The sequence below is a fragment of the Sulfurimonas sp. genome, from assembly GCF_026988655.1.
Taxonomy (GTDB): domain Bacteria; phylum Campylobacterota; class Campylobacteria; order Campylobacterales; family Sulfurimonadaceae; genus Sulfurimonas.
Genome location: NZ_JALSKT010000061.1, coordinates 17,995 through 44,923, shown reverse-complemented (window position 1 = coordinate 44,923; position 26,929 = coordinate 17,995). Strand labels below are relative to the sequence as shown.

Annotated in this window: 24 protein-coding genes; 10 read left to right on the top strand and 14 right to left on the bottom strand. The window is 34.0% G+C overall.

Translation table 11 applies throughout. From position 1 onward, the window contains the following. Positions 1-158: 158 nt before the first annotated feature. From MV052_RS06640 to MV052_RS06610, 7 genes are all read right to left on the bottom strand, one after another. Entirely contained in the window at positions 159-1,280 is a 1,122-nt protein-coding gene (locus MV052_RS06640; RefSeq protein WP_297442206.1) for a nucleotidyltransferase family protein, read from the bottom strand. Further along, the gene (locus MV052_RS06635; protein WP_297442205.1) at positions 1,273-2,316 is read right to left on the bottom strand and encodes a hypothetical protein; all 1,044 of its coding nucleotides are present in this window, start codon (positions 2,314-2,316) and stop codon (positions 1,273-1,275) included. The genes MV052_RS06640 and MV052_RS06635 overlap by 8 nt, the downstream gene beginning before the upstream one ends. 143 nt (positions 2,317-2,459) lie before the next feature. Continuing rightward, positions 2,460-2,639, bottom strand: coding sequence for a hypothetical protein (locus MV052_RS06630; RefSeq protein WP_297442193.1), 180 nt, complete (start codon positions 2,637-2,639; stop codon positions 2,460-2,462). Between the two features lie 43 nt (positions 2,640-2,682). Beyond that, on the bottom strand, positions 2,683-3,933 hold the full coding sequence (locus MV052_RS06625) for a pitrilysin family protein (RefSeq protein WP_297442191.1): 1,251 nt from the start codon (positions 3,931-3,933) through the stop codon (positions 2,683-2,685). 41 nt (positions 3,934-3,974) lie between these two features. Then, positions 3,975-5,033 (bottom strand): quinone-dependent dihydroorotate dehydrogenase, encoded by a 1,059-nt coding sequence (locus tag MV052_RS06620; RefSeq protein WP_297442189.1) that lies wholly within the window; start codon positions 5,031-5,033, stop codon positions 3,975-3,977. A gap of 81 nt (positions 5,034-5,114) precedes the next feature. Next, the gene (locus MV052_RS06615; protein WP_297442187.1) at positions 5,115-7,103 is read right to left on the bottom strand and encodes an EAL domain-containing protein; all 1,989 of its coding nucleotides are present in this window, start codon (positions 7,101-7,103) and stop codon (positions 5,115-5,117) included. Next, complete coding sequence (locus MV052_RS06610; RefSeq protein ID WP_297442185.1) at positions 7,100-7,975, bottom strand: ABC transporter substrate-binding protein; 876 nt, start codon at positions 7,973-7,975, stop codon at positions 7,100-7,102. Before MV052_RS06610 ends, MV052_RS06615 begins: the two co-directional genes overlap by 4 nt. Positions 7,976-8,346: 371 nt before the next feature. Between MV052_RS06610 and MV052_RS06605 the strand changes: the two genes are divergently transcribed. After that, entirely contained in the window at positions 8,347-8,910 is a 564-nt protein-coding gene (locus tag MV052_RS06605; RefSeq protein WP_297442183.1) for a DJ-1 family glyoxalase III, read from the top strand. 15 nt (positions 8,911-8,925) lie between these two features. On the opposite strand, the gene MV052_RS06600 is transcribed toward MV052_RS06605, so the two are convergent. From MV052_RS06600 to MV052_RS06580, 5 genes are all read right to left on the bottom strand, one after another. Then, positions 8,926-9,084 carry a hypothetical protein gene (locus MV052_RS06600; protein ID WP_297442181.1) on the bottom strand — a complete coding sequence of 53 codons (159 nt, stop codon included), beginning with the start codon at positions 9,082-9,084 and terminating at the stop codon, positions 8,926-8,928. Positions 9,085-9,093: 9 nt separating this feature from the next. After that, the gene (cydB, locus tag MV052_RS06595; RefSeq protein WP_297442179.1) at positions 9,094-10,215 is read right to left on the bottom strand and encodes a cytochrome d ubiquinol oxidase subunit II; all 1,122 of its coding nucleotides are present in this window, start codon (positions 10,213-10,215) and stop codon (positions 9,094-9,096) included. Between the two features lies 1 nt (position 10,216). Continuing rightward, positions 10,217-11,746 (bottom strand): cytochrome ubiquinol oxidase subunit I, encoded by a 1,530-nt coding sequence (locus MV052_RS06590; RefSeq protein WP_297442177.1) that lies wholly within the window; start codon positions 11,744-11,746, stop codon positions 10,217-10,219. Between the two features lie 3 nt (positions 11,747-11,749). Continuing rightward, a complete protein-coding gene (locus tag MV052_RS06585) occupies positions 11,750-11,977 on the bottom strand; it encodes a DUF4492 domain-containing protein (RefSeq protein ID WP_297442175.1) in 228 nt (75 codons plus the stop codon). Positions 11,978-12,078: 101 nt separating this feature from the next. Next, complete coding sequence (locus MV052_RS06580; protein ID WP_297442173.1) at positions 12,079-12,999, bottom strand: class I SAM-dependent methyltransferase; 921 nt, start codon at positions 12,997-12,999, stop codon at positions 12,079-12,081. Positions 13,000-13,121: 122 nt separating this feature from the next. Here MV052_RS06580 and MV052_RS06575 point away from each other — a divergent pair, with 122 nt between their 5' ends. Continuing rightward, the gene (locus tag MV052_RS06575; RefSeq protein WP_297442171.1) at positions 13,122-15,437 is read left to right on the top strand and encodes a diguanylate cyclase; all 2,316 of its coding nucleotides are present in this window, start codon (positions 13,122-13,124) and stop codon (positions 15,435-15,437) included. Here MV052_RS06575 and cysS read toward each other — a convergent pair. Next, positions 15,434-16,834, bottom strand: coding sequence for a cysteine--tRNA ligase (gene cysS / locus MV052_RS06570; protein WP_297442169.1), 1,401 nt, complete (start codon positions 16,832-16,834; stop codon positions 15,434-15,436). The two genes, MV052_RS06575 and cysS, sit on opposite strands and share 4 nt — an antisense overlap. Then, on the bottom strand, positions 16,821-18,227 hold the full coding sequence (gene murJ, locus MV052_RS06565) for a murein biosynthesis integral membrane protein MurJ (protein WP_297442167.1): 1,407 nt from the start codon (positions 18,225-18,227) through the stop codon (positions 16,821-16,823). The genes cysS and murJ overlap by 14 nt, the downstream gene beginning before the upstream one ends. Before the next feature lie 97 nt (positions 18,228-18,324). Between murJ and MV052_RS06560 the strand changes: the two genes are divergently transcribed. From MV052_RS06560 to MV052_RS06525, 8 genes are all read left to right on the top strand, one after another. Beyond that, entirely contained in the window at positions 18,325-20,232 is a 1,908-nt protein-coding gene (locus MV052_RS06560) for a flagellar assembly protein A (protein WP_297442165.1), read from the top strand. 15 nt (positions 20,233-20,247) lie between these two features. Continuing rightward, a complete protein-coding gene (gene ruvA, locus MV052_RS06555) occupies positions 20,248-20,817 on the top strand; it encodes a Holliday junction branch migration protein RuvA (protein ID WP_297442163.1) in 570 nt (189 codons plus the stop codon). Positions 20,818-20,833: 16 nt separating this feature from the next. After that, the gene (locus MV052_RS06550) at positions 20,834-21,871 is read left to right on the top strand and encodes a D-alanine--D-alanine ligase (protein ID WP_297442161.1); all 1,038 of its coding nucleotides are present in this window, start codon (positions 20,834-20,836) and stop codon (positions 21,869-21,871) included. Continuing rightward, positions 21,872-22,606, top strand: coding sequence for an alpha/beta hydrolase (locus MV052_RS06545; RefSeq protein ID WP_297442159.1), 735 nt, complete (start codon positions 21,872-21,874; stop codon positions 22,604-22,606). Then, positions 22,607-24,052, top strand: coding sequence for a UDP-N-acetylmuramoyl-tripeptide--D-alanyl-D-alanine ligase (gene murF, locus MV052_RS06540; protein WP_297442157.1), 1,446 nt, complete (start codon positions 22,607-22,609; stop codon positions 24,050-24,052). Positions 24,053-24,128: 76 nt separating this feature from the next. Continuing rightward, positions 24,129-24,446 carry a TRL-like family protein gene (locus tag MV052_RS06535; RefSeq protein WP_297442155.1) on the top strand — a complete coding sequence of 106 codons (318 nt, stop codon included), beginning with the start codon at positions 24,129-24,131 and terminating at the stop codon, positions 24,444-24,446. Between the two features lie 151 nt (positions 24,447-24,597). Next, complete coding sequence (locus MV052_RS06530) at positions 24,598-25,044, top strand: DUF3015 family protein (protein WP_297442153.1); 447 nt, start codon at positions 24,598-24,600, stop codon at positions 25,042-25,044. Between the two features lie 105 nt (positions 25,045-25,149). After that, the gene (locus tag MV052_RS06525) at positions 25,150-26,916 is read left to right on the top strand and encodes a DUF4105 domain-containing protein (RefSeq protein WP_297442151.1); all 1,767 of its coding nucleotides are present in this window, start codon (positions 25,150-25,152) and stop codon (positions 26,914-26,916) included. Positions 26,917-26,929 lie beyond the last annotated feature (13 nt).

The following is a 26,929-nucleotide window of genomic DNA, read 5'->3' as shown; positions in this document are numbered from 1 at the left end:
ATGAAGTTTACTATCAAGCTGATAATAATTTAGATGAAAAAGGAGTAAATCTGTTACCACTGGTATCATAGAGAGGTGAAATTAAAATATTTGATTTACTGGTCTTGATTTTGGGGTGCATTATACTATACAGAAGTACTACAAAGCAGTTTCATTTTTTAAAGTTTTATATTTTTTATATGAAAGAACATATATTTCAAAGTTGCTATAAAATATCCTATATTAGAATTAAATCCATATATTTTTTCTAATCTTTTGCGAGAGTAGGCTTTTGTTAATTTAGGTATAAAACATGACAAAGGATAAAATTTCTCTAAAATTGTGTTTTCTAATGCAATACCTTTTAAAACTTTTTTATAATGTAGAATTGTATGTTTATTTTCAATTGTTAAAGGTGTATCTAAGAAAAAAAACATCTTTGCAAGATATAAGTAATCATATAAAATCTCTTGGCAATTTATTTTTGTTGTCAAATGATGTAATAATTTCCAGTTTATTTCATTATTATATTTGTTTACTATGGTCACAAAATCATATAGATGCCGTAAATCTAATCTTTTATATTTATGGTTTTCATCTTGTAATTCAGTATGTAAAAAGGCATGATATATAATGTAAGTAGGTTTAAATATTTTTGCATTTATAAAATCTGGATGGGAACAATTTACTGTATAGTTTTGAGGATTAGGCATGAATTTTACAGCACTCTCTCCAAGAACAGTTCGATGTATTTCTACAGATGTGGGCATTCCTTCTTTTGATATTGGACTTACATGATGTGAATTTATATCTATGTTATTTGTCGTATTTTTGTTTAGATAACTATAACCATGGTCAAAAAGTTCATTTAATGCAATTTCTATTTTATTTTTTTCGATTAATATATCTATATCAGTTAAATGTCTTATACCTATTTTTTCATAAGTATTTTCACATAATAGTGCTGAACCTTTTAAAAAAATTGGTGAGATATTTAGATCATGTAGAGTATTATTTAAATCTAAAAGTTGATTTAATATTTCTATATTGCGTTGGGTATTAAATTCAAAAATTGTAGATAAATATTCACAGAGCTGTTGGTCGGTAATATATTGAAAAAGCTTTTTTTCTTGTAATGAATAATACACTGCAGGAATTAGATATGTATTATTAGCTATTTTTATCACTTCATTCCATGGAATAGTATTAGTGATAATATCTTTTTTCAATTTGATTACATTAGTATCATGTGCTGTTTCTAGTATTGAACATAAAATTTTGAAAGAATTGACATTATTCATTTGAGAAGCTTTTAATAAGTGTTATAGCTTCATCTAAAGATGAATATTCTAACTGGTATGCTGGAAGTAACATTAAATAATCTAAAATTTTTTCAAAATTTTCTATATTAAGAGGTTCATTCAATTCATATCCAGCTTCTTTGATTTGATACATTGCTTCACATACACTGAGAGTAGTAAGTTTAGTTGCTACATTTTTAGTATATTTTGGAAATATAATGTGTGTTGGTTTATTGAAGGAAGCTGCTTTATGTTCGGGTGGTAAATATTTTACTTTTTGGTTGTCAAAACGGATATGATAATCAGTTTTTGATAATATTGGATAACTGTCTTTAAGGATCTTCCAGCTCCCTTCCTTAATACTAAGAGGAAAGGGTAAAGGTAGAATATTTCCTTTGAGATCTATGATCGCTAATTCATCAGAGTATAAAGTAAAGTTACTTTTCATAAGTGCAGCAGCAAGAGTGGTTTTCCCAGATCCGCTTATTGCAGGAAATAAAAAAACATTTTTATGATATTCTAAAGTCGCTGCGTGTATAGATATAAGATGTTTTTTTGATTGGTATAAAGCAATAAGCATTATATCTTGTAAAACTAACATAATTTTGGAAATATGTGTAGGTTCGCAAACCTCTGTATTATTGAAATGTATTACCCAATAATCCTTTTTATGATAAATAAAATCAACAGAAATTTTGTGAGTTGTATAATCTTCACTACACATGTGCGACAAAACAGGATGAATTAGTTTGTATAGCGATTCATCTTTATAGTTCAAAAAAAATGTTGTCCCTTGTGCAACATATGAAATTCTCTTACAATCATCTTTAGTATATTTTTTAATATCTAGTTTTTGAGTGTATGATTCTTTTTTTTGATTAGGATCACAAGTAGCTAGTGTGTAAATTCTTTCCAGTATATCTAATGAAATATTAGGGAATTGGAGAAAAATATTCTCCTTTGTAATATTAGAAGATATTAAAGAATCTACTTCTAAAAAAAGAGCTGCATTCTGACGTTCAAATCCATAAACCACATCATTAATTTCTGAAAAAATTAAGAGAGAATCTCTTAAGATACAAGCATGTAAAAATTTACATTTTAAAGGTATCTTTGTAAAGTTGATACTGAATCCTTAAATATAATTAACTTTTTGAGGAGAACTTACTTGCCATGTCCCTAAGAACCACGTCTCTGATTATTAGACATTAGTGTGAAGTTTCCAGATGTATGAGCGGCTGAACTGCTTGGGGTCATAAGCATATACATACCAACAGGTGCAGTTGAGGCATACGTGCCAAATTTTTTTATAAACTCTCTCTTGGTCGAGTCAATCTTATTTTGTTCACTATTTTTCATATTTTTATCCTTTTCAAATTACTATTGTTATTATAGCATATATTTACTTCTTTAGTATTAGTGTTGTAGATTTGTCAAAGTTGAAGTATTTCTTAGCAACTTCTTGTACTTTTTTTGCTGTTACTTTGTTGATGTCATCTTCATAGTTTAAGAGCGGCGTTAGGTCTCCGCGAACAAGATAACTTCCAAAAAGATTTGCCACAGAAGTTGAACTCTCTAGTGAATAGACAAAGTCTGATTTTGTATTGATTTTCACTTTTTCTAGTTCGGCTTTTGTTACTTTTGTCTCTTTCATAAGGTTGATTTGTTTGATAAGTTCGGCTTCAACATCTTCTGCTTTGACACCTGGATTACAAGTCGCCATAAAGATAAAAAGTCCTGGGTCGGTGTTCTCCATATTGTAGGCATAGATAGAGTTTACAAGACGTTTTTTATCTACAAGCTCTTTGTAAAGACGTGAGCTTTTTCCAGAGTAAAGTATCTCAGAAATTACACTCAGTGTTACTTGGTCAGGGTCTTTAAAGTCAGGTATGTGAAAAGTGATAGCGAGCATTTCCACTTCACTATCTTTATGTACGATAACTCTTTTTGCACCATCTTGTTCAGGTTCGATAAACTTGACTTTAGGGATTTCTCCATCATTTTTTATCTTAGCAAAGGCAGCTTTTGCACTTCTAAAAACTTCTTTTGGTTTCACGTCGCCTGTTACCATTAAGATGGCGTTTTGTGGTTGGTAGTATGTCGCATGAAAATCTCTGATATCTTTGATGCTCCACGTACGAATGTCATTCATAAAGCCGATAGGTGTCCAATGGTATGGATGATAAAGGTAGGCGTTATTGAAAAGTCTAAAGTATAAATATCCAAGAGGATTGTTGTCAGTTCTCCAACGGCGCTCTTCTGTTACTACGTCACGCTCTGGTTGAAACTCTTCATCTTTTAAGTTTAGGTTTTGCATAAGTTCTGCAAAAAGTTTTACAGAAGTGTCAAGGTTGTCTGTACTTGATTTGATGTAGTAGTGCGTGTAGTCAAAGCTTGTTGATGCATTGTTCACACCGCCAACACTTTTTACTTCTTTGTCAAATTCACCAGCTTGAAGGTTTTTTGTTGATTTGAAGTTCATATGCTCAAGCATATGTGCGATGCCGGTTTTTCCCATTACTTCGTTTCTACTTCCAACTTTGTAAAAGATGTCAGTGCTGATAACGTTTGAGTGGTTTTTCATGGGAATAACTACGATTTGTAGTCCATTTTTGAGTGTTTTTGTTTCATAGTTTGGTAGTGATGATGCCATTAAAGCTCCTATGCTTAGTAGTATTGTAAAAAGTAGTTTCATTATTTTCTATCAGCCCCGACAGCTTGAGAAATGTTTTCAAAGCCATCCTTTTTGAGGAGTTGGATCAGTCCATTGTTAATGTCGCGAATCATATCCGGACCATGAAAAATTAAACCACTGTAAATTTGAATAAGATTTGCTCCAGCTCTTATGCGTCTGTATGCTTCTTGGGCAGAGTCAATTCCTCCAACTGAGATAAGCGTAGTTTTTCCATACAGCTCTGCTGCAATCGCGTCAAAAATTTGAAAGCTTTTTTCTTTGAGCACTGCACCGCTAAGCCCACCAATATCTTTTGGATGTTTAACAAGTGAGTAGTCTATGGTCGTATTTGTTGCGATGATGCCATCCGCACCAGCTTCAACGGCCATCTTTGTAAGTTTTACTGCATCTTCTACTTCCATATCTGGAGCGATTTTTAGCAGTATAGGCATTTTTGTAAGTTTTTTTGCCTGAGCAAAAAGGTTGGTGATAAAAGCTTCATTTTGTAAGTCTCTTAGCCCGGGTGTATTTGGTGAAGAGATATTGATAACGAAGTAGTCACCAAGACCGTCAAAAGCTTTGATGAGATGTATATAGTCGTTGATAGCTTCTGCTTCAGGTGTTGTTTTATTTTTTCCGATATTGACACCAATAGGTGTTACAAAAGGGAAAATATTTTTCAATCTTTTGGCAACTTTATATGCGCCTTCATTGTTAAATCCCATGGCATTTTGAATACTCTCTTCTTCTATATGACGAAACATTCTCGGTTTTGGATTGCCATCTTGTGGTTTTGGTGTTACTGTACCAATTTCTGTGAAACCAAATCCTAAGATCTGGATACCACGTATCATCGTTGCATTTTTATCAAAACCTGCACCAAGACCTATGGGATTGTAAAAAGTACGTCCAAAAATTTCTTGACGTAAAATCGGGTCATGAACGAAATGTGATCGTAAAAAAAAGTTAAAAGGCGTAGGGCAGAGGTTTGGTAAACGCAGTACAGAAGCAGCTACATGATGCGCATTTTCTGGCTGAAGTTTAAAAAGTAAGGGTTTTATTGATTCATAGTTGAGCATAATCATCCAGTATTTAAAAGTTTACTTATTATACAAAAAACTTCGTAAAGAGAAGTTGATATTTACATACTGATTTTAGCTTCAACACTTATCTGATGCAAAAAGCTCTTCAAACTCTTTTGGAGGAAGTGGTTTTGAACAAAGATATCCTTGATACATTTCACATTTTGCAGCTTTGAGGTAGCTGAGTTGCTCTTGTGTTTCAACGCCCTCAGCGACTACATCCATCTCTAAATCATTTGCTATACCAATAATCATATTGACAAAACTTTTTCCTTGCTTTGATTTTAGCTCATCTATAAATGCTTTATCAATTTTTAGTGTAGAAAAAGGAATGTTTTTGAGATATGATAAAGAAGAGTACCCCGTTCCAAAGTCATCGAGAGAAAAAGTAATGCCAAAACGTTTTAGTTGTTTAATGACTTTTAGTTTCGTCTTAAAATCATCTAAAAAGACTGACTCTGTTATCTCAAGGTCAAGTTTTTTATCATCTATATTGCGAAGATTTTCTATTAGTGTTTGCACAATATCAGCATTTAACTGTCTACTTGAAACATTGATAGAGATTTTAACGTCTGCGAGCTGCGTTTGACTCCATTCTCGTAGTTGTTTACAAGCTTCTTTTATGATCCAATCACCAAGCTTTATGATAAAATCACTCTCTTCAGCAAGCGGGATAAACTTGTCTGGTGCAATGATGCCTTTTACAGGGTCATGTAAACGGATAAGTGCTTCACAGCTTACTATCTTGTTTGTTTGTATATCAACTTTAGGTTGATAAAAAAGCTCAAAGTGATTGTTTTGTAGTGCTTTTTCCATCAATCTATGCATAGTGATTTTATCTTGAACAATTTTATCTAAGCCTTGGGTGAAAAAATGATAATTATTTTTACCTAAATCTTTTGATTTGTACATAGCTATATCTGCATTTTTAAGGAGTGTTGTAAACTCTTTTCCATCTTTTGGAAAGATAGTGATCCCCATACTAGCTGTAATGCTCTCATTTATATCATTAATATTATATGTTTTACTGAGCTCTTCTTTGATTCTTTGCGCAACTTCAGTAATTTGTGCTTCATTTTCAAATTTCGGTAGCACAATGACAAACTCATCTCCTCCAAGTCTTGCAACGATATCATTTTCTCTGACTGCGTTTAGAAGTACTTTTGAGACGTGCAAAAGAACTTTATCTCCAAAGGTATGTCCACGAGAGTCATTAATATTTTTAAAATTATCCAAATCTAAAAAGATAAGGGCAAATTGATCTCCATCTCTTTGTGCTTTTGAGATAAGCCACTCGACTTTTTCTTTTAAACTCAGTCTATTGTATAAACCGCTAAGAGGGTCCTTTGTAGAGAGTGTGTAGAGGTTTTCTTGCTCGCGTTTGAGTCTTTCAAATGTGATTTGTAATGAGTATCGTATAGATTCAAGTTCACTGATAAAAAAGTTCTTTGGTGGATACTCACTATAGTAGGCGTATCGTCTTAGCTGTTCAAGCGGAATAATGATATAAATTTTTTCAATAAAAATAAGAAAAGCTACAGAAACTAGAGAAACAATTAGAAAAAGTAGAAAAATCTTTTTTGCTTCTTCTATAAGAATATTGTGAATATACTCACTGTCAAGATAAATTTTTACCTTGTAATGATACGGGTCAAGATTATTATAAAATTTTAATTGAAATTCAAAACATTGGTTGTTCAAAATGTCACTTTGCATAATTTTAGCAATGGGTAAACAGTTTGTATCAAAAGCGTGTTGATTACCATAACGTGTTGTTGGATGATAAATAAGCTTGTCTTTGTCATCTAAAATATGAATATCTCTTATGGCGTTATTAATAACTAAAATATTGTCAATATGGGAAGCCACACTATTGATGGAGCCGGGGTGAAATGTTTTGTTAAGATAATGACTGAGATTTAAAATATCTGTTTGCAAATTTTCTTTAATAAGATTATGGATAGTTGTCTTTGTAGAAGTGTAAAAATTATAAAATACGATTATTTCCATGGATAAAACAGTTAGTAATAGTATAAGTGAAAATGTTTTTATAGAGAGTTTTTTCATTGAATGATATATTCCTCTTTGTAATCAAGATCTGATATGTAGTTTAGAAGCTCTTTGGATGGTTTGTTTATCCATTTGATAGAATCTAATGAAGTTAGATACTCTCTATAGCTCATATTTGAGATATATTTTTTTATTATTTGGTGAGAAGCTTTAGGGTCTTTCATAATTACATCTATAGATTTGTCGATACTGCGTTTGAGTGCAAGTAGTCTTTTTTTGTCATGTTTTAGAAGTTCTGATGTAGTACAAAGCGCATCGATGACAATGATAGCATCAATATTTTTAGTAGAAGCCACTTCAAAAAAGCCTTTTTTCTCTAAATGTATATTGTATGGTGTGTATGTTACGATAAGTGTCGCTCTATTTTTTTTAAATTTTACATCTTGGATCTGTTGTTGGTCTTGGTTGATAAAAGTCATCTTTTTGATGTCTAAACCATTGTGTTTAATAAAGTCTCTAATGATTTCTTGATTAATTGAATCGACCTCTAAATAGACGTAAATTTTATCTGCAGAGTGTAGTTCTTGGATGGATTTGTTTGAGAGAACCATATCACCGCCATTGGATCGGTCAAGCAATATAATAGGGATGATATCTTGTGTTTCATGTTTGAGCATATTGTATTCATGTTGAGTTGTTGTTACCATGTTGGCTTTGCCTACGCGGTAGAGTTCTGCTGCTTCTGCTAAAGAGACATTGTTTATGATTTTTATATTGAGCTTGTCGAGATAACCTTTTTCATAAGCATAAAAAAGTGGCGCATACCCTATCCACTGGTTTGTAGAGATAGTTATCTCTTTTTCATTTTCTTGGCTACAGCCTGTAAATAAGATAAATGAAAATAACAATAGTAAAAAAATTTTATACATAAATTAACCTTTAATGTTATTTTATTGTAAAATAACTTAAGGGCACCTCTAAAAACACTAGCATATCTCAGCACTGCATAGGAGTTTACAATCAAGGCACTCTTTTGAAGCCCTAGCCAAAGCTAAGGCGAAAAAGAGTAACGCAGAGTGTAGGCTCCTATGGAGTGCCCAAAGGGAGGGATAAAAAAAGCGATATTGCAAAAAACTTTTTATCACCATAGCTACGGCTATGCTTCAAAAAAGATTTTTCACAATCTCATCTTTTTTTCTTCCCTCTGAGATATACTAGGGTTTTTAGAGGTGCCCTTAAATAGATGTTTATAAAAGAAAATAGTGTAAAATACAATGAAAAGAGATACAAGGAGCAAATTATGAGTGTAAAAGTTTTAGTGCCATTGGCAGAGGGGTTTGAAGAGATAGAGGCAGTGAGTATTATCGATGTACTTCGTCGCGCAGAGATAGAAGTGATTGTTGCTTCACTAAACGCAGCTATGCTTGTAAAAGGTGCAAATGGCATTGTTTTACAAGCTGATATGGAGGTAAAAGATGTCAATGCCCAAGAGCTTGACATGATGGTACTTCCAGGAGGCTGGGGTGGTACACGTTTACTTGCTGAAGATAAAAATGTCCAAAGCCTTCTTAAAGAGATGGATGCAAAAGGAAAAAATATCGGAGCGATTTGTGCAGCACCTTATGCTCTAAACGCAGCAGGAGTTTTAAAACAAAAATATACTTGTTATCCATCAGTAGAAGATGAAATAAGAGAAGAGGGGTACATGGGTGATAAAACGATGGTGGTAGAAGATGAAAATGTTATGACTTCACGTGGACCTGCAACGGCTATCTGTTTTGGACTAGAGATCGTCAAAAAATTACGAGGGCAAGAGAGCTATAAGGCACTAAAAGAAGGTCTTTTAGCGACTTATTGTAAGTAGATTGTGAGAAGCTGCTTAGTTTTTTGCAGCTTCATTTTGAGCGAAATACTCTTCGAGTTCTTCTAATCTTTCCATCTTTTTATAATGATTTAAATTGAGTTGAACAAATTTAACCGATAGGTAGATAACCACAGGCCAAGATGCGTACCATATCATTTCTGCTATTGTTTCCATATTTATCTCCTAATAGTGGTGAGGATCAGATTTGATCTCATCAATTGTAATTTTTGTTGTGTCCATTTTACGCCAGAAGTAGATGATATATCCAAGAACAACTGGGACAAGGAGAGAAACAACACTCATAACACTGAGAGTATAAAAACTTCCCGAACTATTCTCAATCGTTAATGAACTTTGTAAGTCTGCTAATGATGGATAATATACAGAGTTATTAACACCTAAAATAAGCATTAAAATTGTAACCGTTAAAACAGTTCCAAGACCGCTAAACCAGATTGCTTTTGTTGAGTTTTTTATAAGAGCGATAAAGATACCAAAAAGAAGTGTTAAAACACCTACCAAAAGTATAACAAGTAAAAGAGGCATCGCTAAAAAGCTGTGAAGAAACTTCATACTCTCAATGCTGACAACACCAGTGTTTGGATCATAAACATAACCATCACTAAAAAGAATAGTTGCTAAAACATACAGAAATAACACCAAAAACATAACAAAGTTTACAGTTACTACTTTTTTAATTCTTGCCGTAATTGTAGGTTCATTTAAGTTGTTGAAAAAATATAAAGCTCCTTGAACACGTGCTAAAAATACAAGCATAAGTCCAAAGGCAACATTAAAAGGATTTAAAAGCGCTTCTAAACCATAACTTGGAAGTGTCCATTGTGAAAGATTATACTCATTTACTGTAAAGTTTCCTCCAGTAAATAGTGTGCCTAGTGCTACACCAATGAGAAAAATTCCTAAAGAACCATTAATATAGAGAAGTGTTTCATAAAAACGCTCTCCGTAAAAGTTATCTGGTTTTTTTCTGTATTCATAGGCAACAGCTTGAATGATAAAACAAAAGAGTATCGCCATCCAAACAAAGTACGCACCACCAAAACTAACAGCATAAAAAAGTGGAAACGCAGCAAAAAGTGCACCACCAAACATAACTAAGGCTGTAAATGTGAGTTCCCATTTACGTCCAAGAGAGTTGACTAAAAGGTCTCTTTCATCTTCAGTTTTACCTAAAGTATAAAGGAGCATTTGTCCACCCTGTACAAAGGTCATAAATACAAATAACGCACCTATAACACTGACTAAAAACCACCAGTATTCTTGTAATGTAAGTAAATCAAACATCCTAATGTCCCTCCGGCCCAATTTTTATCTGTTTTAACATGATCTTCACTTCCGCTATTAATAAAGCTGTAAAAAGAACAGCAAATAACCAGAAAGTAATCATAACACTTGTCGTACTAATATTTGATGATGCCATACCAACTGGTAAAAGGTCTTGAATAGCCCAAGGTTGACGACCAGCTTCTGCAACAATCCATCCTGCCTCTTGAGCAACCCATGCTAAAGGCATTGTAAGAAGTGCTAGATAAAGAAACCATTTTTTCTTGTGCATTTCATTTATCATTGAGAGATAAAGTGACATAGCAAACAAGACTAAGAACCAAGTACCGAGTCCAACCATAATATGAAAGCTATAAAAACTTAGCGCTACATTTGGTACTGCATCTTCAGGTTTTTTCAAATAACCATAGCCCATATATTTTTGATTAGCTTCAAATGCTTTGAGTGCCTTTTGCGCTTCAGGCATATTGTTTTGTTTTTTATATCTTTTATACGCAGCAAGTGAAGCTACAGCAATTTTACCTCGTTTCATTTTCTCTTTTACAGAGATGAGTCCATACTTCTCGCTTCCCTCTATAAGGTTGTCAATTCCTGGAACAAAGGCATTGAGGTCATGATAACCTAAAAATGAAAGTGCTCCTGGAATTTCAAATGAAAAATGAAAAGGATCTTTTTCATCACCTATCTCTTTTGTTTGATCAAGAAGACCAAAGGCAACAATGCCCGCTCGCTCTTCTCCATCATACAGACCTTCCATCGCTGCAAGTTTCATAGGTTGATTGAGAGCTACTTGATGTGCTGACTCATCCCCTGTTGTAAGTAAGAAAAGGGAAGTAATAAGACCAAAACTTGAAGCTACAATGATACTACGTCTTGCAAATTGTGTATCACGTTTTTTGATTAAGTACCAAGCACTGATACCGATGACAAATAAAGAAGCTAAAACATAACCACTACTGATTGTATGCAAAAACTTACTGACTGCGTTTGGATTAAAAACAAGTGCCCAAAAGTCAACCATCTCATGTCTTGCGGTATCTGGGTTAAATTTCATCCCTACAGGATTTTGCATCCAACCATTTGCGATCAAAATCCAAAGCGCTGAAAGGTTAGACCCAACTGCCACAAGCCACGTAGAAACAAGGTGTGTTTTTTTGCTTACTTTATTCCAACCAAAGAACATGACAGCAAAAAATGTTGATTCTAAAAAGAAAGCCATAAGCCCTTCAATAGCAAGTGGTGCACCAAAGATATCTCCTACAATCCAAGAGTAGTTTGACCAGTTCGTACCAAACTCAAACTCCATAATGATACCAGTAGCAAGCCCAATAGCAAAGTTAATCGCTAAAAGTCCCATCCAGAACTTTGTTGTCTCCTTCCATTTCGTATCACCTGTTTTTACATAGATAGTTTCCATAATCGCAACTATAAATGTCAAACCTAAAGTTAGTGGTACAAAGAGCCAGTGATAGAGTGCCGTAAGTGCAAATTGTGCACGCGACCAATCAGTCAGCAATTCAGTGTGTTCCATATCTTATCTCTCCTTTGTTAATGTGTCTAAAATATACGCACTTCTTTCTTCATCGGAATGAAAATTTTCTTTGAGTACATCTGGAAAAAAAAGCCATTTTACAATGACAAACATGACAAACAGTTTAATGACTATAAGCAACCAAAGTGTTTTGCCTACTTTCATACTAGTGAACCCGTCATAATATAAAAAGTAAATCCATTTGAAAAAGTTAACTATACGATTTTTCATGCCGCAATGTTATTCCAATAAAACTTAACAAACAATTAAATCTTTTTTATAAAATCAATAAGTTTTAGTTATATAATTTATAAATTTTTTATTTGTGATATTTATTTGATAAGGCGCTGAAATACGAGGTTTTTAAGGCTTTTTTCTTCGTCAGAACTTTTGAACTCTTCGAGGTTTTCTAAACGCAGTTGGAACTTAAAACTTGGTGCCCATTGTTGTATCATTTTGATGATAAAATCACTAGTTAAATCGGGAGAATTTAAACAGGCTAAAAGGATGCAATCTTCACTAGCAATTTGTGGAAGTTTTTTGATGATTTTTTCATAATCTTTTGTCGCTTCAAAACTGCCACGTTGAAAACTTGGTGGATCAATGATAATCATATCATACGGACCTCTGCGTTTGAGTGAGGAGAAGGATTTTAAAATATTGTAAGGGAGATAACTCACACCTTTTGGGTCAATGTTATTTAGAGAATGATTTGCCATACCAGTTTTGAGTGCCCCTTTGCTCATGTCCACATTAAGAACACTCTTTGCACCACCAAGTTTTGCTGCAAGAGAAAAAGCACAGGTGTAAGAAAAAAGGTTGAGTACATGCTTATCTACCGCGTTTGTTTTTACAAAAGCTCTTCCGTTTTTCATATCAGGAAAATAACCACTGTTTTTGTTTGAGAGGAGGTTGAGTTTTATCTTCATACCATTTTCTTGCACATATAGATCGTCTGGGATTTCACCGATAAGTACTTCACTTGGTGCACCAGGGAGATATCTTCTTTGAATAACCAAGGTTTTGTATTGCTCGGAGTTGTTTGTAAAGTTTTTGAGCATCGTGATAATCTCTGCTTCATTTGCCTCTTCAAAATAAAACGCAGCACTAAGAACTTCGTCTATAGAATCAACTATGAGATGCTTGTAGCCTTCATATAAACCACCTCGACCGTGAAAAAGACGTTTAAATTCATTCGCTGCGTTTAGCGAACTTTCTTGTAGCTGCGTTTGAAGTTGCGTGATACTAAGCATGTAGTTTATCCTTGCTCCTGAGTTTTAAAGTTGAATCATATTCAAAAGAAGATTAGTTTGATATTAATAAACTAAGTTTGCTTATAGTAGAATGATAGAAACTATAAAAATATGGATGGTATATGAGATATATCTTGTTATTGGTCGTTTTTACTTTGAGTTTATTTGCTAATCATGAAACACTTGAAAAGGTTTCACTGCAATTATTATGGAAACATCAGTTTGAATTTGCTGGTTTTTATATGGCAAAAGAGAAAGGGTATTATCAAGATGTTGGACTTGATGTTACACTAAAAGAGTATGAAAATGGTTTAGACATTATGAAATCTGTTGTAGATGGCAACAGTACCTTTGGCATCTCTTATACCAATGTTTTACTATATAGTCATGAAATTGTGCTTTTATCTGCAATCTATCAAACTTCTCCACTTGCTTTAGTCTCATTAAACTCTTCAAATATACAATCTTTAGAAGATTTAAAAAACAAAAAAGTCATGATAGAAAAAGAGGGAACACTTAATGTTGCACTCAATTCTATGCTTCAAAGTGCAGGTTTTTCTTTTGAGGATATGAAAGTGACTGAACCGACTTTTGATTTAGGAGATTTACTTGAGCATAAGGTAGATATATCCTCTTGTTATATAACGAATGAACTCTATGCTCTTGATAAAATGGGTGTTGGCTACAAAGTATGGCATCCAAAAAAATATGGCTATGATTTTTATGACAATCTTCTTTTTACTTCAAAAGAAGAGTTACAAAAACATCCAAAGCAGGTAGAAAACTTCACAAGAGCTTCACTCAAAGGTTGGGAGTATGCTTTGTCGCATATAAATGAGACGGTAGATGTGATTTTGAAAAAGTATAATTCACAACATAAGAGGGAAGGTGCACTTTTGTATGAAGCCATGGCATCTAAGCCTTTGATACTAGCAAAAGATAAGTCTATAGGGAATATAGAGAAACAAAAGATAGACAAAATTTTTGAAGCATATAGATTTTTAGGACTTTTACATGAGCAAGTAGATGTAGATGATTTGATATACAAACTTCCTAAAAATGAGGCTTTAACAACAAAAGAAAAAGCATATCTTCAAAAGAAAAAAGTCATTACTATGTGTGTAGATCCTCATTGGATGCCATTTGAAAAGATTGACAAGGCTAAGCATATTGGCATGAGTGCGGAATATTTTAAAATTTTTGAAGATTTTATTGGTACAAAAATAGAACTCATTCCAACAAAAAACTGGAGTGAATCAATAAAGTTTGCAAAAAAAAGAAAATGTGATATTTTATCTTTAGTGATGCCAACATCTTCAAGAAAAAAGTACATCAATGTTACGGCACCGTATTTGAAGATCCCTATTGTTATGGCAACAAAAACAGATAAACCTTTTATAGTTGACTTTGCTTCTTTAGGAAATGAAAAACTAGCGATAACAAAAGGGTATGCTTATATGGAAATACTCAAAGAGAAATATCCTTATCTAAATATCGTTGAGGTAGAAAATTTAGATGAAGGCCTACAGAAGGTACTTCTAGGTGAAGTATATGGCTATATCGGAACCTTGGCAACGATACGATATGCTTTTAAGCATAAATATAATGATGATGAGCTAAAGATTACAGGAAAGTTTGATGGGACGTGGGATTTGGGTGTAGGTGTACGCAATGATGATGCCACATTACTGCATATCTTTGATAAAGCTGTTAAAAGTGTTTCTCATTTACAACAAGAAGAGATACTAAACCATTGGGTTGCCTCTGAAAATAAAAAAGATGTGGATTACACACTTATTTACTGGATTGTAGCTGTTTTTCTTTTGATAATTAGTATCGGAACTCTGATGTATTTACAACTACTGCGTTTAAAAAACAGACTGCAAAAGCAAACAAAAGAACTGATGCAAAGTCATGAACTCTTAAAAGAGAAACAAAAAGAGTTAGAACTCTTGGCATCAACTGACCCCTTGACCAAACTTTATAACAGACGATACTTCACGCAAATCAGTGAAAAAATTTTAAATCTTGCAAAAAGAAATAAAGAAGCACTCTCTGTGATGATGCTCGATATAGATGACTTTAAAAAGATAAATGATACTTTTGGGCATAAAGTGGGCGATGATGTGCTTGTAAGTCTTGCAAAAACCCTAAAAGAAGAAAGTAGAAAAAGTGACATCATATGTAGATTTGGAGGTGAAGAGTTCATCTTGCTTTTACCAAATACAGATATAAAAGGTGCGTATGTTATTGCGCAAAAGATCAGAAAAAAGATACACGAGTTACGAGTAAATCACGATGTGAAGTTTACGGTAAGTATTGGCGTCTCAGAGGTAGATCTTGCAAAAGAAGAGACGATAGAACAGAGCATAAAACGTGCAGATGATGCACTCTATGAAGCTAAACGCAGTGGGAAAGATAGAGTTTGCTTAAGCTAGACCTTTTCCCAAAATGTTCCCTGTGGTGTATCCATAAGATTGACACCATAGGCTAAGATTTCATCACGAAGTTTGTCTGATAGCTCAAAGTTTTTTTCCTTTTTTGCTGCGTTTCGTTGCTCTATAAGAGTGTTTAAACTCTCTTTTGTTGTCTCATCTACACCAAATTGAAAATATTCATAAGGATTTTTCACTCCAAAACCCAAGACCTTTTGAATGTATGCAAGATTAGCCATAGTTTCACGTTTAAGAAGCTTATGTTTTCCTGCTGTATCAAGCGTTTCATTAGCATGACTTATCATCTCATCTATAAGTGCTAAAGCTGAAGATATATTCATATCATCATTTAAAGCGCTTAAAAGCTCTTTAGTAAACGCAGTCTCTTCTTCATTTTGGGCTAATCCAAAAAGACGTTTTTTGAGTCTGTAAAGTTTGTCGAGTCGTTTTTTTGCATGCATCAAATCTTGTGTATTAAAGTTGAAGTTACTTCTGTAGTGCGTGCTTAAAAGATAAAAACGTAATACTTCCCCGTCATACTCTTTAAGCGCATCTTTTAAAAAGAAACTATTGCCTAAAGATTTACTCATTTTTTCGCCGTCAATGTTTACAAAACCATTGTGCATCCAGTAGTTTGCTAGTGCATGGTTTGTCGCGCAACGCGTTTGTGCTGCTTCATTTTCGTGATGGGGAAAAAGTAAGTCAGCTCCTCCACCATGGATGTCGATAGCATAAGGTTTGTCTTTATAAGCTAAATGTTTTTCAATCATAGCAGAACACTCTAAGTGCCAGCCCGGACGACCTGCACCAAAAGGAGAATCAAAAGTGATGCTATCATCATGGACACTTTTCCATAAGGCAAAGTCGGCAGGATTATGTTTTGAAGCTGAACTTGCAACACGTTCTTGTCTTTCATCTTCATTTTGTACACGATGAGAAAGGCTGAGGTACTCGCTATCACTCGCTGTGTCAAAGTAAACATCACCCTCTGGTGTTTTATAGGCATGACCTTTGTCGATGAGCTGTTGGATAAGTTCATACATAGCTTGAAGACTTTGTGTCGCTTTTGGCTCGATACTTGGACGTTTAACACCGATAAGCTCCATCTCTTTATGAAAAGCCTCTGTATAAAAATCAGTAATCTCTTTGATATCTTTTTTTTGCTCTATCGCTTTTTTGATGATTTTATCATCAATGTCAGTGATATTTCTTGCATAGGTAACATCATAAGCATTTGCTTCTAAAACACGTGTTAAAAGGTCAAAGACTAATGCTGATTTTGCATGACCAAGATGAGCATCATCATAGACAGTTGGACCACAAACATAGAGGGTAACTTTTCCCTCTTGGAGTGGTATGAATTCTCTTTTTGTTTTTTGTACTGAATCAAATATATGCACTGATTATATCCTTGAGTATTATTAGAAGTAAGCTAAATAAAACAGAACCTACAAGAAGGTAGATGAGTTTTTTTGAACGAAGTATATCTAAAAAATCCGCTACACCAAAAGCCTTGATAGTAAAGAAAAAACTCACAAAACCACCGAGTGTTCCAGCAAGAGCTAAGCCAGCCACGCCAAAAGGTGAGATGAAAGTAAGAGCTAAAACAGTATAAGAAATAAGAGAGAGTGTAGCTATCTTTGCGGCTTGCATTTGCAACTCTTTTGCATAAAGCCATAAAACGAAAAGTTTTTGGATACCAAAAGGGAGGAGTCCTATCATATACATTTGTAAAACACTACTTGTATTACTTGTGTCTAAAGTAGTAAATGCTCCACGCTCAAAAAGTAACCAGATAATTTCATGAGCAAAGATGATGCCGCCAATGGTACTAGCACTTAAGATGAATGTTAAAAACCAAAAAGCTTTTTCAAGATTTGCTTTTGCCTTGGCTTCGTCATTGTTTTTAAGATATCTAGCGATTCTTGGAAAAAGTGCCACAGAGGTTGCAATGGCAAATAGGGCTAAAGGAAGCTGAAATATTCTGTTAGCGTAGTAAAGATACGAGATAGAACCTGTGGCTAAAAAGGAAGCTAAAAAAGTATCTAAAAAGGCAGAAACCTGTGCTGTGGAGTTTCCCCACATCGCAGGAAAGAAGTTATTACGAAATTTTCTTGTATCTTGTTGAATGATTTTTGACTTTAGGCTTAAATACCGAACTCCCCCGATAAGTAAACGCAGTAAGCCCATCTTATAAATGGCGATGAGATGCAGACAAACTTGTAGCATCCCACCAATAATGACACCATAACTGAGATAATAAACTATCTCACTCTCAGAGCGATTATGTGAAAAGTAAAGTGCTAAAATAAGGGATAAGTTCAGTAGGGCAGTTGAAAAAGCTGAAGTTGCAAAATGGCCTTTATACTGCAGCATTGAACTTAAAAAAGTAACAATAAAGATAAGAGGTAAATACCAAAAGTTTATAGCAACATAGGGTGCGGCGAGTTCAATTGTCTGTGCATCAAATCCTGTTGCGATTACTTTTGTGAAAAGTTGAGGGATAAGGTTCACTAAAAGAGCGATAATCAAAATGATAGAGACAAAGAGTAAAAAGATATTGACAGAGAAGACAGCTTTGTGTCGGCTTCGTGCAAAAGCGGGTATAAAGACTTGAGAAAAAGCACCCTCTGCAAATATGCGACGAAAAAGGTTCGGGAGTTTAAAGGCAATAAAAAAGATATCGCTGTAAACATTGGCTCCGAGTGCGGAAGCGGTAAGTAAATCTCTAATAAATCCTAAAATTCTTGAAAATAATATTCCTGAACTATTGGTAAAAATGGCTTTAAACATGGGCTTCTTTCGTGATAAGATGGTAACTTTACGAAAGTTTAACAAAGGTTTGGTTAAAATAAGCACATTATAAATCTAAATAAAGTATGGTAACAGTATGGCACTTTTTGGTTCAAGTAAAAAAACAAAAAAACTTCTACAGGTAAGACCAACAGTAGTGCGCACACAAAATGTTGCTAAAGAGATATTTAAACTAGCGAAGTTGTATGAGGTCAAACCTGAGACTCTTGACTTTAATCTTCTTGAAGTACAAAGTTATGTACGTGTCAAAGAGGGTGATACTGAGATAGAGTGGGAAGAGATTCCCAATGAAGCCTTAAACGAACTTGACCCTGATACACAACTTCTTAACCCTAACTTTCAAATAAAACAACTTTATGAAGTAGAAATTTACTCTAAAGTTATGGATGCTTCAAATCCTTGTTCTACAATGAAAACAGCTGTAGGTGCAAATGCTACAAAGTGTAAAGTTTATTTGAGTATAAGTGCAGGCTCATCCATCAACTACTTTTCTCAATTTGAACATGAATTTTCTACTATGATAAGTAAGAAGAAAATTAGAGCAGGCATACTTGTCTATCTGTTTGATACAATGGTAGAACGCTTTGTGAAAATGCTAACAGCTAAAGTGAGAGTCGATGAGAAAGTTGACTTTGTTCAGTCTGAGACACACTTAATTGCTGAGGGATTAGAACCTACTGCTACGCGTGATGATGCTCTTATCTTACATTATGAGAACAACCAAGAGATAGATGAAAATGCAAAGATTGACTATGCTGCACGTGGTTTTATCCAAAGTGTAAAGCAAGATGACCTGCTTATAGAGTATATCAAAGCAAAACCTGGAAAACCTGGACGGAACTGTCGTGGGGAGTATATGAAACCTGCAGAGCCCGTTGTCAAGTTTGAGCCAACTTTTAAAACAGATGACACTATCCAAATCAAAGAAGATGATGATTCTATAAAATACATAGCAAAAGAGAATGGCTATATCGCATTTAATGACAACACATATACAATAAAAACAGATGTTGATGTCGGAGAGATTAGCTTTAAGACAACAGGGTCTATAGCAAGTGGTGTAGATTCTGATGTTAATATCTCTGTAAGAGAATCAGATGCCGTTAAAGATGCCATAGGTACGGGAATGAGTGTTGAGGTGAGTGAGATAGAGATAGATGGGAATGTCGGCTCAAATGCAAAAGTCATAGCGAAAAAAGCTTCCGTTGGTGGACAAACACATAAAAGTTCTATGATACGCGCTGATGAGCTGAGTATTAATGTTCATAAGGGCAAAGCCTATGGCAAACATATCCGTGTTGAGAGACTCGAACATGGCGAAATTGATGGTGATATAGTAGAAGTTACACAAGCTCTAGGCGGACATATCCGTGCAAAAGAGATAACTATAAGTAGCTGTGCATCACATGTCAAAGCAACTGCGTCAAGATTTATAGAGATTAAAAGAATGATGGGTAGTGAAAACGTTTTTACTATTGATCCGCTTTTGAAAAAAGATGATCTTGCAGGTATGAGTAAGCATAAAGAAGCAGTGAAAAAAATCGAAGATAAACTCAAAAATACAAAGATGGAATTGAAAAAGTATACAGTACTCATCAAAGAGGGGACACCTGCTTTTTTAGAGATTAAAAAACGTTTATGGTATTATAAAAAAAATGGTGTAAAAATGCCACAGAGTTTTGTGCAAAAATATAAAAAATTTCAAACGATGCAGGCTAAATATAAGGAACTCAAAACAAGTTATGAAATGTTGCAAGATCAATTACATCTCTTAACGACTCGAACCGCTTCTTTTCAAGATAATATTTTTGATGCAAGAGTGATTAACCATGATACTTGGAAAGGATACAATGAGATTAGGTTTAAACTTGTTGATCCTCCTATGGAACTTGTGTATAAACCAATGGAAGGCTCACAAGAGCATATCTTTGCGCTTAAACAAATATCAGAAGATGAATATGCGATTCGTCCAGTAAGTGAATAAGGAAAATAAGAAATAATGATAGTTGGATTAAATGGAAAAATAGTACATAAAGAGCCATCTTTTGTACATATGGATGTTCAAGGTGTAGTGTATGAAGTGTTTATCTCTTTACATACTTTTTCTGCCTTGCCAAAAGATGAGGTGTCTCTGTATATTACACATATCATACGTGAAGATGCACAGTTACTTTTTGGCTTTTTAGAGATGAGTGAGAAAAAACTTTTTGCTCGTCTTATCAAAATAAATGGAGTAGGTCCAAAAGTTGCTATGGCAATTTGTTCGACATATACACCGACGCAATTTGCAACAGTTATCAATAACAAAGATGTTAACGGTGTTAAAAAAGTACCAGGGATAGGACCTAAGAGTGCAGGACGTATTTTAGTCGAGCTTAATGGATTTGATGCTGAGATATTAACAGCAGGGGATACTACACAAGCGTCTACTGCGTTTAGTGAAGCGAGTGAGGCTCTTGAAGCTTTAGGCTTCAAAAAAGATAAAATATCTAAAGCCCTGAGTGCATGTGAAGGCAGTGATACTGCTTCACTTGTTAAGGGTGCTCTGAAATTATTACAAACAATTTAATGCAAGGAAATTTATATTGAACTTATCTATCTTATTTGGCGGTGCTAGTTTTGAACATGAAATCAGCATTGTAAGTGCTATCACTTTAAAAGAAAAACTCTCTACTTTTAATTTAACATTTATTTTTTGTGACACAGATCATACTTTTTATTTGATAGAGGCATCAAAAATGAAAGCAAAAACATTTTCAAGTGGTGCGCATAAAAAAATGCCTGTATTACATCTTGAAAAAGGATGCTTTTTTCAAAAAAGTATGTTTTCTAAAACGCAAATCGATGGCACTGTTTTAAATCTCATTCACGGTGCAGATGGAGAAGATGGAACAGTCGCAGCACTTTTAGACTTTTATACTATCCCATTTATCGGGCCACGTGTAGATGCTTGTACTTTTTCATATGACAAAAGATATACAAAGTATCTTTGTGAAGCTCTTGATGTAAAAACAGTAGAGTATCAAGTCTTGAGAAAAAATGAGCTAAATAATCTTCATATTGCATATCCTATCATTGTAAAACCTGCTAGACTTGGCAGCTCCATAGGTGTAAGTATAGTAAAAGAGGAGAGTGAACTAGACTATGCTCTTGATGTTGCTTTTGAATTTGATGAGACAGTGATAGTTGAACCATTTTTAGAAGGTGTAAAAGAGTACAACCTCGCAGGTTACTGTGCCAAAGATGCAATGCACTTTTCTATCGTCGAAGAGCCAAATAAAGAAGAATTTTTAGATTTTGAAAAAAAATATATGGATTTTTCAAGAAGTGAGCAGGTTTTAGGCGCAGTAATCAGCGAAGAACTAACAGCTAAATTGCAACATAATTTTAAGAAAGTGTATGACAGAATGTTTGAGGGTGCTTTGATTCGTTGTGACTTTTTTGTGCATAATGACCAAGTTTTACTCAATGAAATTAACCCAATCCCAGGTTCAATGGCAAACTACCTTTTTGAAGACTTTGCTAAAGCTATAGAAGAACTCTCACAATCTTTACCTCATAAACAAAAAGTAAAAGTGAATTATGAATATATTCACTCTATCTCAAAAGCAAAAGGTAAATAGATGGCAGTCAAGTCAATACAGTATAAGCAACATACCTTTGACATTAGTTATGAGATTGTAAACCCTCAGGCAAAGGTAGATATTATTATCTTGCATGGTTGGGGAAGCAATAAAAATCTCATGAAACAGACTTTTGCTCCCTATATGGAGTCGTTTCGTCATATTTATATTGACTTGCCAGGTTTTGGAAATTCAACTTGCTCTACTTCTATGAAAACTTCTGATGTCGCAAGAGTTGTTGAACTGTTTATGATTCATATCAATGCGAGTAAAGATATTATACTTGGACATTCATTTGGTGGAAAAGTTGCACTTTTACTTGAACCGCAAGTTTTGGTACTCGTTGCAAGTGCTGGCATCTACACACAAAAAAGTTTAAAAGTGCAAGCAAAAATAGCAGTTTTTAAGGCACTGAAAATTTTTGGTTTTTCTAAATTACGTTCATTATTTGTTGCAGATGATGCGAAAAAATTAAGTGAATATATGTATCAGACTTTTAAAAATGTTGTGAATGAAGATTTTAGTGATGAGTTTTCTAAATATGAGGGAAAAGCTCTGCTCTTTTGGGGAAAAGAAGATATGGCTACACCTCTGAGTTCAGCAGATAAGATTCATGAACTCATCAAAGATTCAAAACTAGAAGTATATGATGGTGATCATTACTTTTTTATGAAAAATGCCGAAGATATTTCTGGAAAAATCGTAGGCTGTTTTTTAGAAACTTTAGGAAAATAGATGGAAAAATATGAACTATTTGCTGCGTTTGTAACGAATGTTGTTTTTGTAACACTCTTAGGTTGGTATCTCATAACGAATCTGCAGTGGTATGATTATAAGCTTGAGCGTGTCATTTTAAAACACCATAAACCTTTATGGCACATACTTTATTTTATCATTCCTTTTATCGCTTACTACACAACTGGAAAGTTTTTTCTTATCTTTTTTATCTTTGCTTACATCCCTGGGATATTTATTTGGTACAAAAAACTTGATAAAAAGCTTGTGCTTACTTGGCGTGTAAAAAGATTTTTAATTCTTTTAGTTTCATTGACACTTTTTCAAGATGTTCTTTGTACTTTAAAAGATGGCTGCGCCACATATGGGGTGTTTATGCCTTTGGCTTTAGCTTACATCGGTAGCTATATCATAGAAAAGTTTTTGTTTAAGATATACAAAAAAGAGGCGAAGAAAAAGTTACAAAGCATGAAAGACTTGCGTATTGTTTGTATCACGGGGAGTTATGGAAAAACGAGTATCAAAAACTTTGTAGCTCAAATCTTGGCATCCAAGTTTAATGTCTATGCAACACCTAGAAGTGTAAATACTTTAGGCGGAATTATGGCGGATGTTAACAACAGTTTAAAAGAAGATACAGAGATTTATGTCGCTGAAGCAGGTGCTCGTGAAAATGGAGATATCTACGCCATAACGACATTTTTAGAACCACAAACTGTGGTAGTAGCAAAAGTTGGTGAAGCACACATCGAGTACTTTAAATCTTTAAAAAACATCATCGCTACAAAGCTTGAGATTATGCAATCACCGCGTTTAGAAAAAGCCTATATCCATACATCTGTCACAGATGAACCGCATGAAAAAGTAACATTTTTTGGTAATGAAATACAAAATGTAAATGCTACCTTAGAGGGAACAGACTTTGAGCTTGAGTTAGATGGTGAGATCTTAAAACTGCATACGGATATTCTTGGTGAGTTTCAGACGATGAATATCGCTGTAGCGGTAAGAATCGCAAAAGATTTTGGAATGAGTAATGCACAAATCATAGAAGCAGTAAAAACCTTAGAACCAGTAGAACATAGACTTCAAATCATAAAAGCTGGTGGAAAAATAATTCTTGATGATGGCTATAACGGCAATATTGATGGGATGCTTGAGGGCATACGTCTTTGCTCTTTGCATCAAGGCAGAAAAGTTATAGTAACCCCAGGTCTTGTAGAGAGCAGTGATGCACTCAACCGTAAACTCATAGATGCCATTAATGAGGTGTTTGACATAGTCATAGTAACAGGCGCACTAAACGCAGCACTCTTTGATAAACACCTAAAAGTGAAAAATAAAATAATGTTACGTGATAAATCTGCTATGGTAGATGTTCTAGCAAATCAAACAAAAGCAGGAGATATCATACTTTTTGCTAATGATGCTCCGAATTTTATATGATTAATGTTGATTAATATTAATTTAAGCTTTTTTTAGAAATAATCAGCTTGTAAAAAAAAACAAAAAGGAATCAAATATGATTAAATCTCTAACTTTAGCTTCAGTAGTAGCAGCAGCTGCTTTAATGTCAGGTTGTGCAGTGCAACCTACACACGCATTGCTCTATTCAAGTACAAATGCTCCAATGGGTTTAACTAATGTAAATGCTGATACAACAAAAAAAGGTGAATCAGAAAGGTGTACTAATATTCTTGGTCTCATAGCTACTGGTGATTGTAGTATTGCAAATGCTAAAAAGAATGGTAATATCAAATCAGTTTCTACTGTAGATTGGAAAGGAACAAATATACTTGGTCTTTACTCAACTGGTAACACTGTGGTTACAGGAAACTAATTCCTTTTATTTACAGCTAGATTTTTAGCTGTAAATATTTTTCTTTCTTTTCTTCTCACATTTTCTAGCTTTTTTAAAAATCATGATAAACACAGAAACTATTAAGTTTTAATTTCTTATAATGTTCGTATATCAATTTTAAGGAATACATATGAAAAAGTTATTGGTTAGTTTAGCAGCAGTGGCTGCTCTGAGTTCAGTTGCATTTGCAGGTGTAAATAGTCAAACGGGTTGTGGTCTTGGTTCTATGATTATTAAAGATGATTCATCAGCAGTTTTATTAGCGCTTCAAGCGACTACAAATGGGACTTCAGGAAATCAAACATTTGGTATCACTTCTGGTACTTTGGGATGTAAAAAAACAAAATTTGTTATGAATGAAAGAGCTTCTGAGTTCGTTGCATCAAATATGGACATCTTAGCAAAAGAGATAGCTGTAGGTCATGGTGAAACTTTAGATACTTTAGATGAACTTCTAAATGTTGAAGATACATTGGCTTTTAACACAGCGCTTCAAGCAAACTACAATAAAATTTATAGTAGCAAATCAGTTAAAATGGCTGATGTTTTAGATAATATTTCTACAACTGCATTATAATTTTCACTCACAAAAGTAGCTTGCTACTTTTGTGGATATCTTCATTGGGGTTTTCTTATTTTCAGATTTAAATTTATACTTTTTATATTGTTGAGCATTACGGCCTTGAATGCATCAAATTCTCAGTTATATAAAAACAAAGCAGAAAAATTACATCTTTACGATGAGAATTATTGGCATACTTTATTGCATATGAACGCTAATGAGAGCGAGATAAAAGATAGAAACTTTTTCTTTGCAGTTGATGGAGCTGCAGATCCAAAAGCTGAAATGTTTGCAACACTTGATGCCTTTTTTAGCAAGAAAATAAAAGATGATAATTCGAGCATTTGTAGGTTCCCTGCAAGGTACTTTTGGCTGAAAGAAAAGCTAAACGCAGTAGATGATTTTCCTGAAGCGAACTGTGTGGAGTACGACAAAGTTTTACAACGTGTCGACCCACAATCGGCTACGCTTGTATTTCCATCTGCGCATATTAATTCTCCTGCTTCGATGTTTGGACATACTTTTGTGAGAATAAACTCTTCATATAGCTCAAAACTACTCTCTTATGCTATTAACTATGCAGCTGATGCCGATAAAAACAAAGAAAATGGGGTTATGTTTGCCATAAAAGGATTGACTGGGGGATATTTTGGAAAATATTCACTACTGCCATATTATGATAAACTCAAAGAGTATCGTGACTCAGAGCAAAGGGACATTTGGGAGTATGATTTAAATTTGACACGATTAGAAACGCTTAGAATGTTTCGTCATATATGGGAACTCAATAATGTTCAAACAAACTACTATTTTTTTACACAAAATTGTTCTTATGAGATGTTATGGCTCCTTGAAGCTGCAAGACCATCTGTAAAACTCCGCAAGCAATTTCATTTTCAGGTTATTCCACTTGAAACTGTACATGAAACAAAAACTGCTGGTTTGATAAAGTCAATGAGTTACAGACCTTCTAAAAGAACAAAACTTTTAAAATATGAATCTTTGATAGATAAAAAATTTGTAGAGTATCCAGTTTTACTTGTAAATGCTGAGATGAAAACAGTAGATATTATGCAAAACAAAGAGATTCAAACGCAGCAAAAACGTTATATACTTGAAGCAGCTGTAGAGTATCTTGAGTATCAGTATAGTAAATCTAAAGTGCAAAAAGAGCACTATCTTGCACTGTTTCATGAACTGACTTCAAGTCGTGCAAAACTTGGACTAGGAAAAAAAATCGAGATAAAAACACCAGCCAATCCTATAGAGAGTCACCGAGCTATTCGTGCGACTTTTGGTCTAGGCTCAAGAGAGAATGCACTTGTTTCTTATGTGGGAATTCGTCCTGCGTATCATGACCTTGAAGATTCAAATTATGGATTTTTAAGAGGAACACAGATTGAGTTTATGAATCTTTTACTTGCATATTCAAAAGAAAAGCTAGAAGTGGAGAAAGCAACGATACTCTCTATCGTCTCTTTGGCACAAAGAAGTGAGTTTTTTCATAATCTTTCATGGAGAACAAATCTAGGTTGGGATAGAGATTATTTGACGAACAAGAGAACTTTTCATCTAAGCGTAGGAGCAGGGTATAGTTGGGGAAATGCGTTTGGTTTTGCATATATTTTAGCTGACCCTAGTGTTTATTATGCAGATGCAAGAGTTGAAGCGAGTCTTGGTGGAAGTGTTGGTTTTATTATTGATAAATATAAATTTATAAATACAAAAGTAGAAGCAACACAAAAAAAATATACAAATGGGCAAAATCAAACACTTGTAAAAGTAGCACAAGGGTTTAATACATCGCAAAACACACAAATAATGCTAAAATACGAATATAAAAAAGAAGAACAAACTTTTAAAGCAATGTTTCACTATTATTTTTAGTAAGGATTTTATA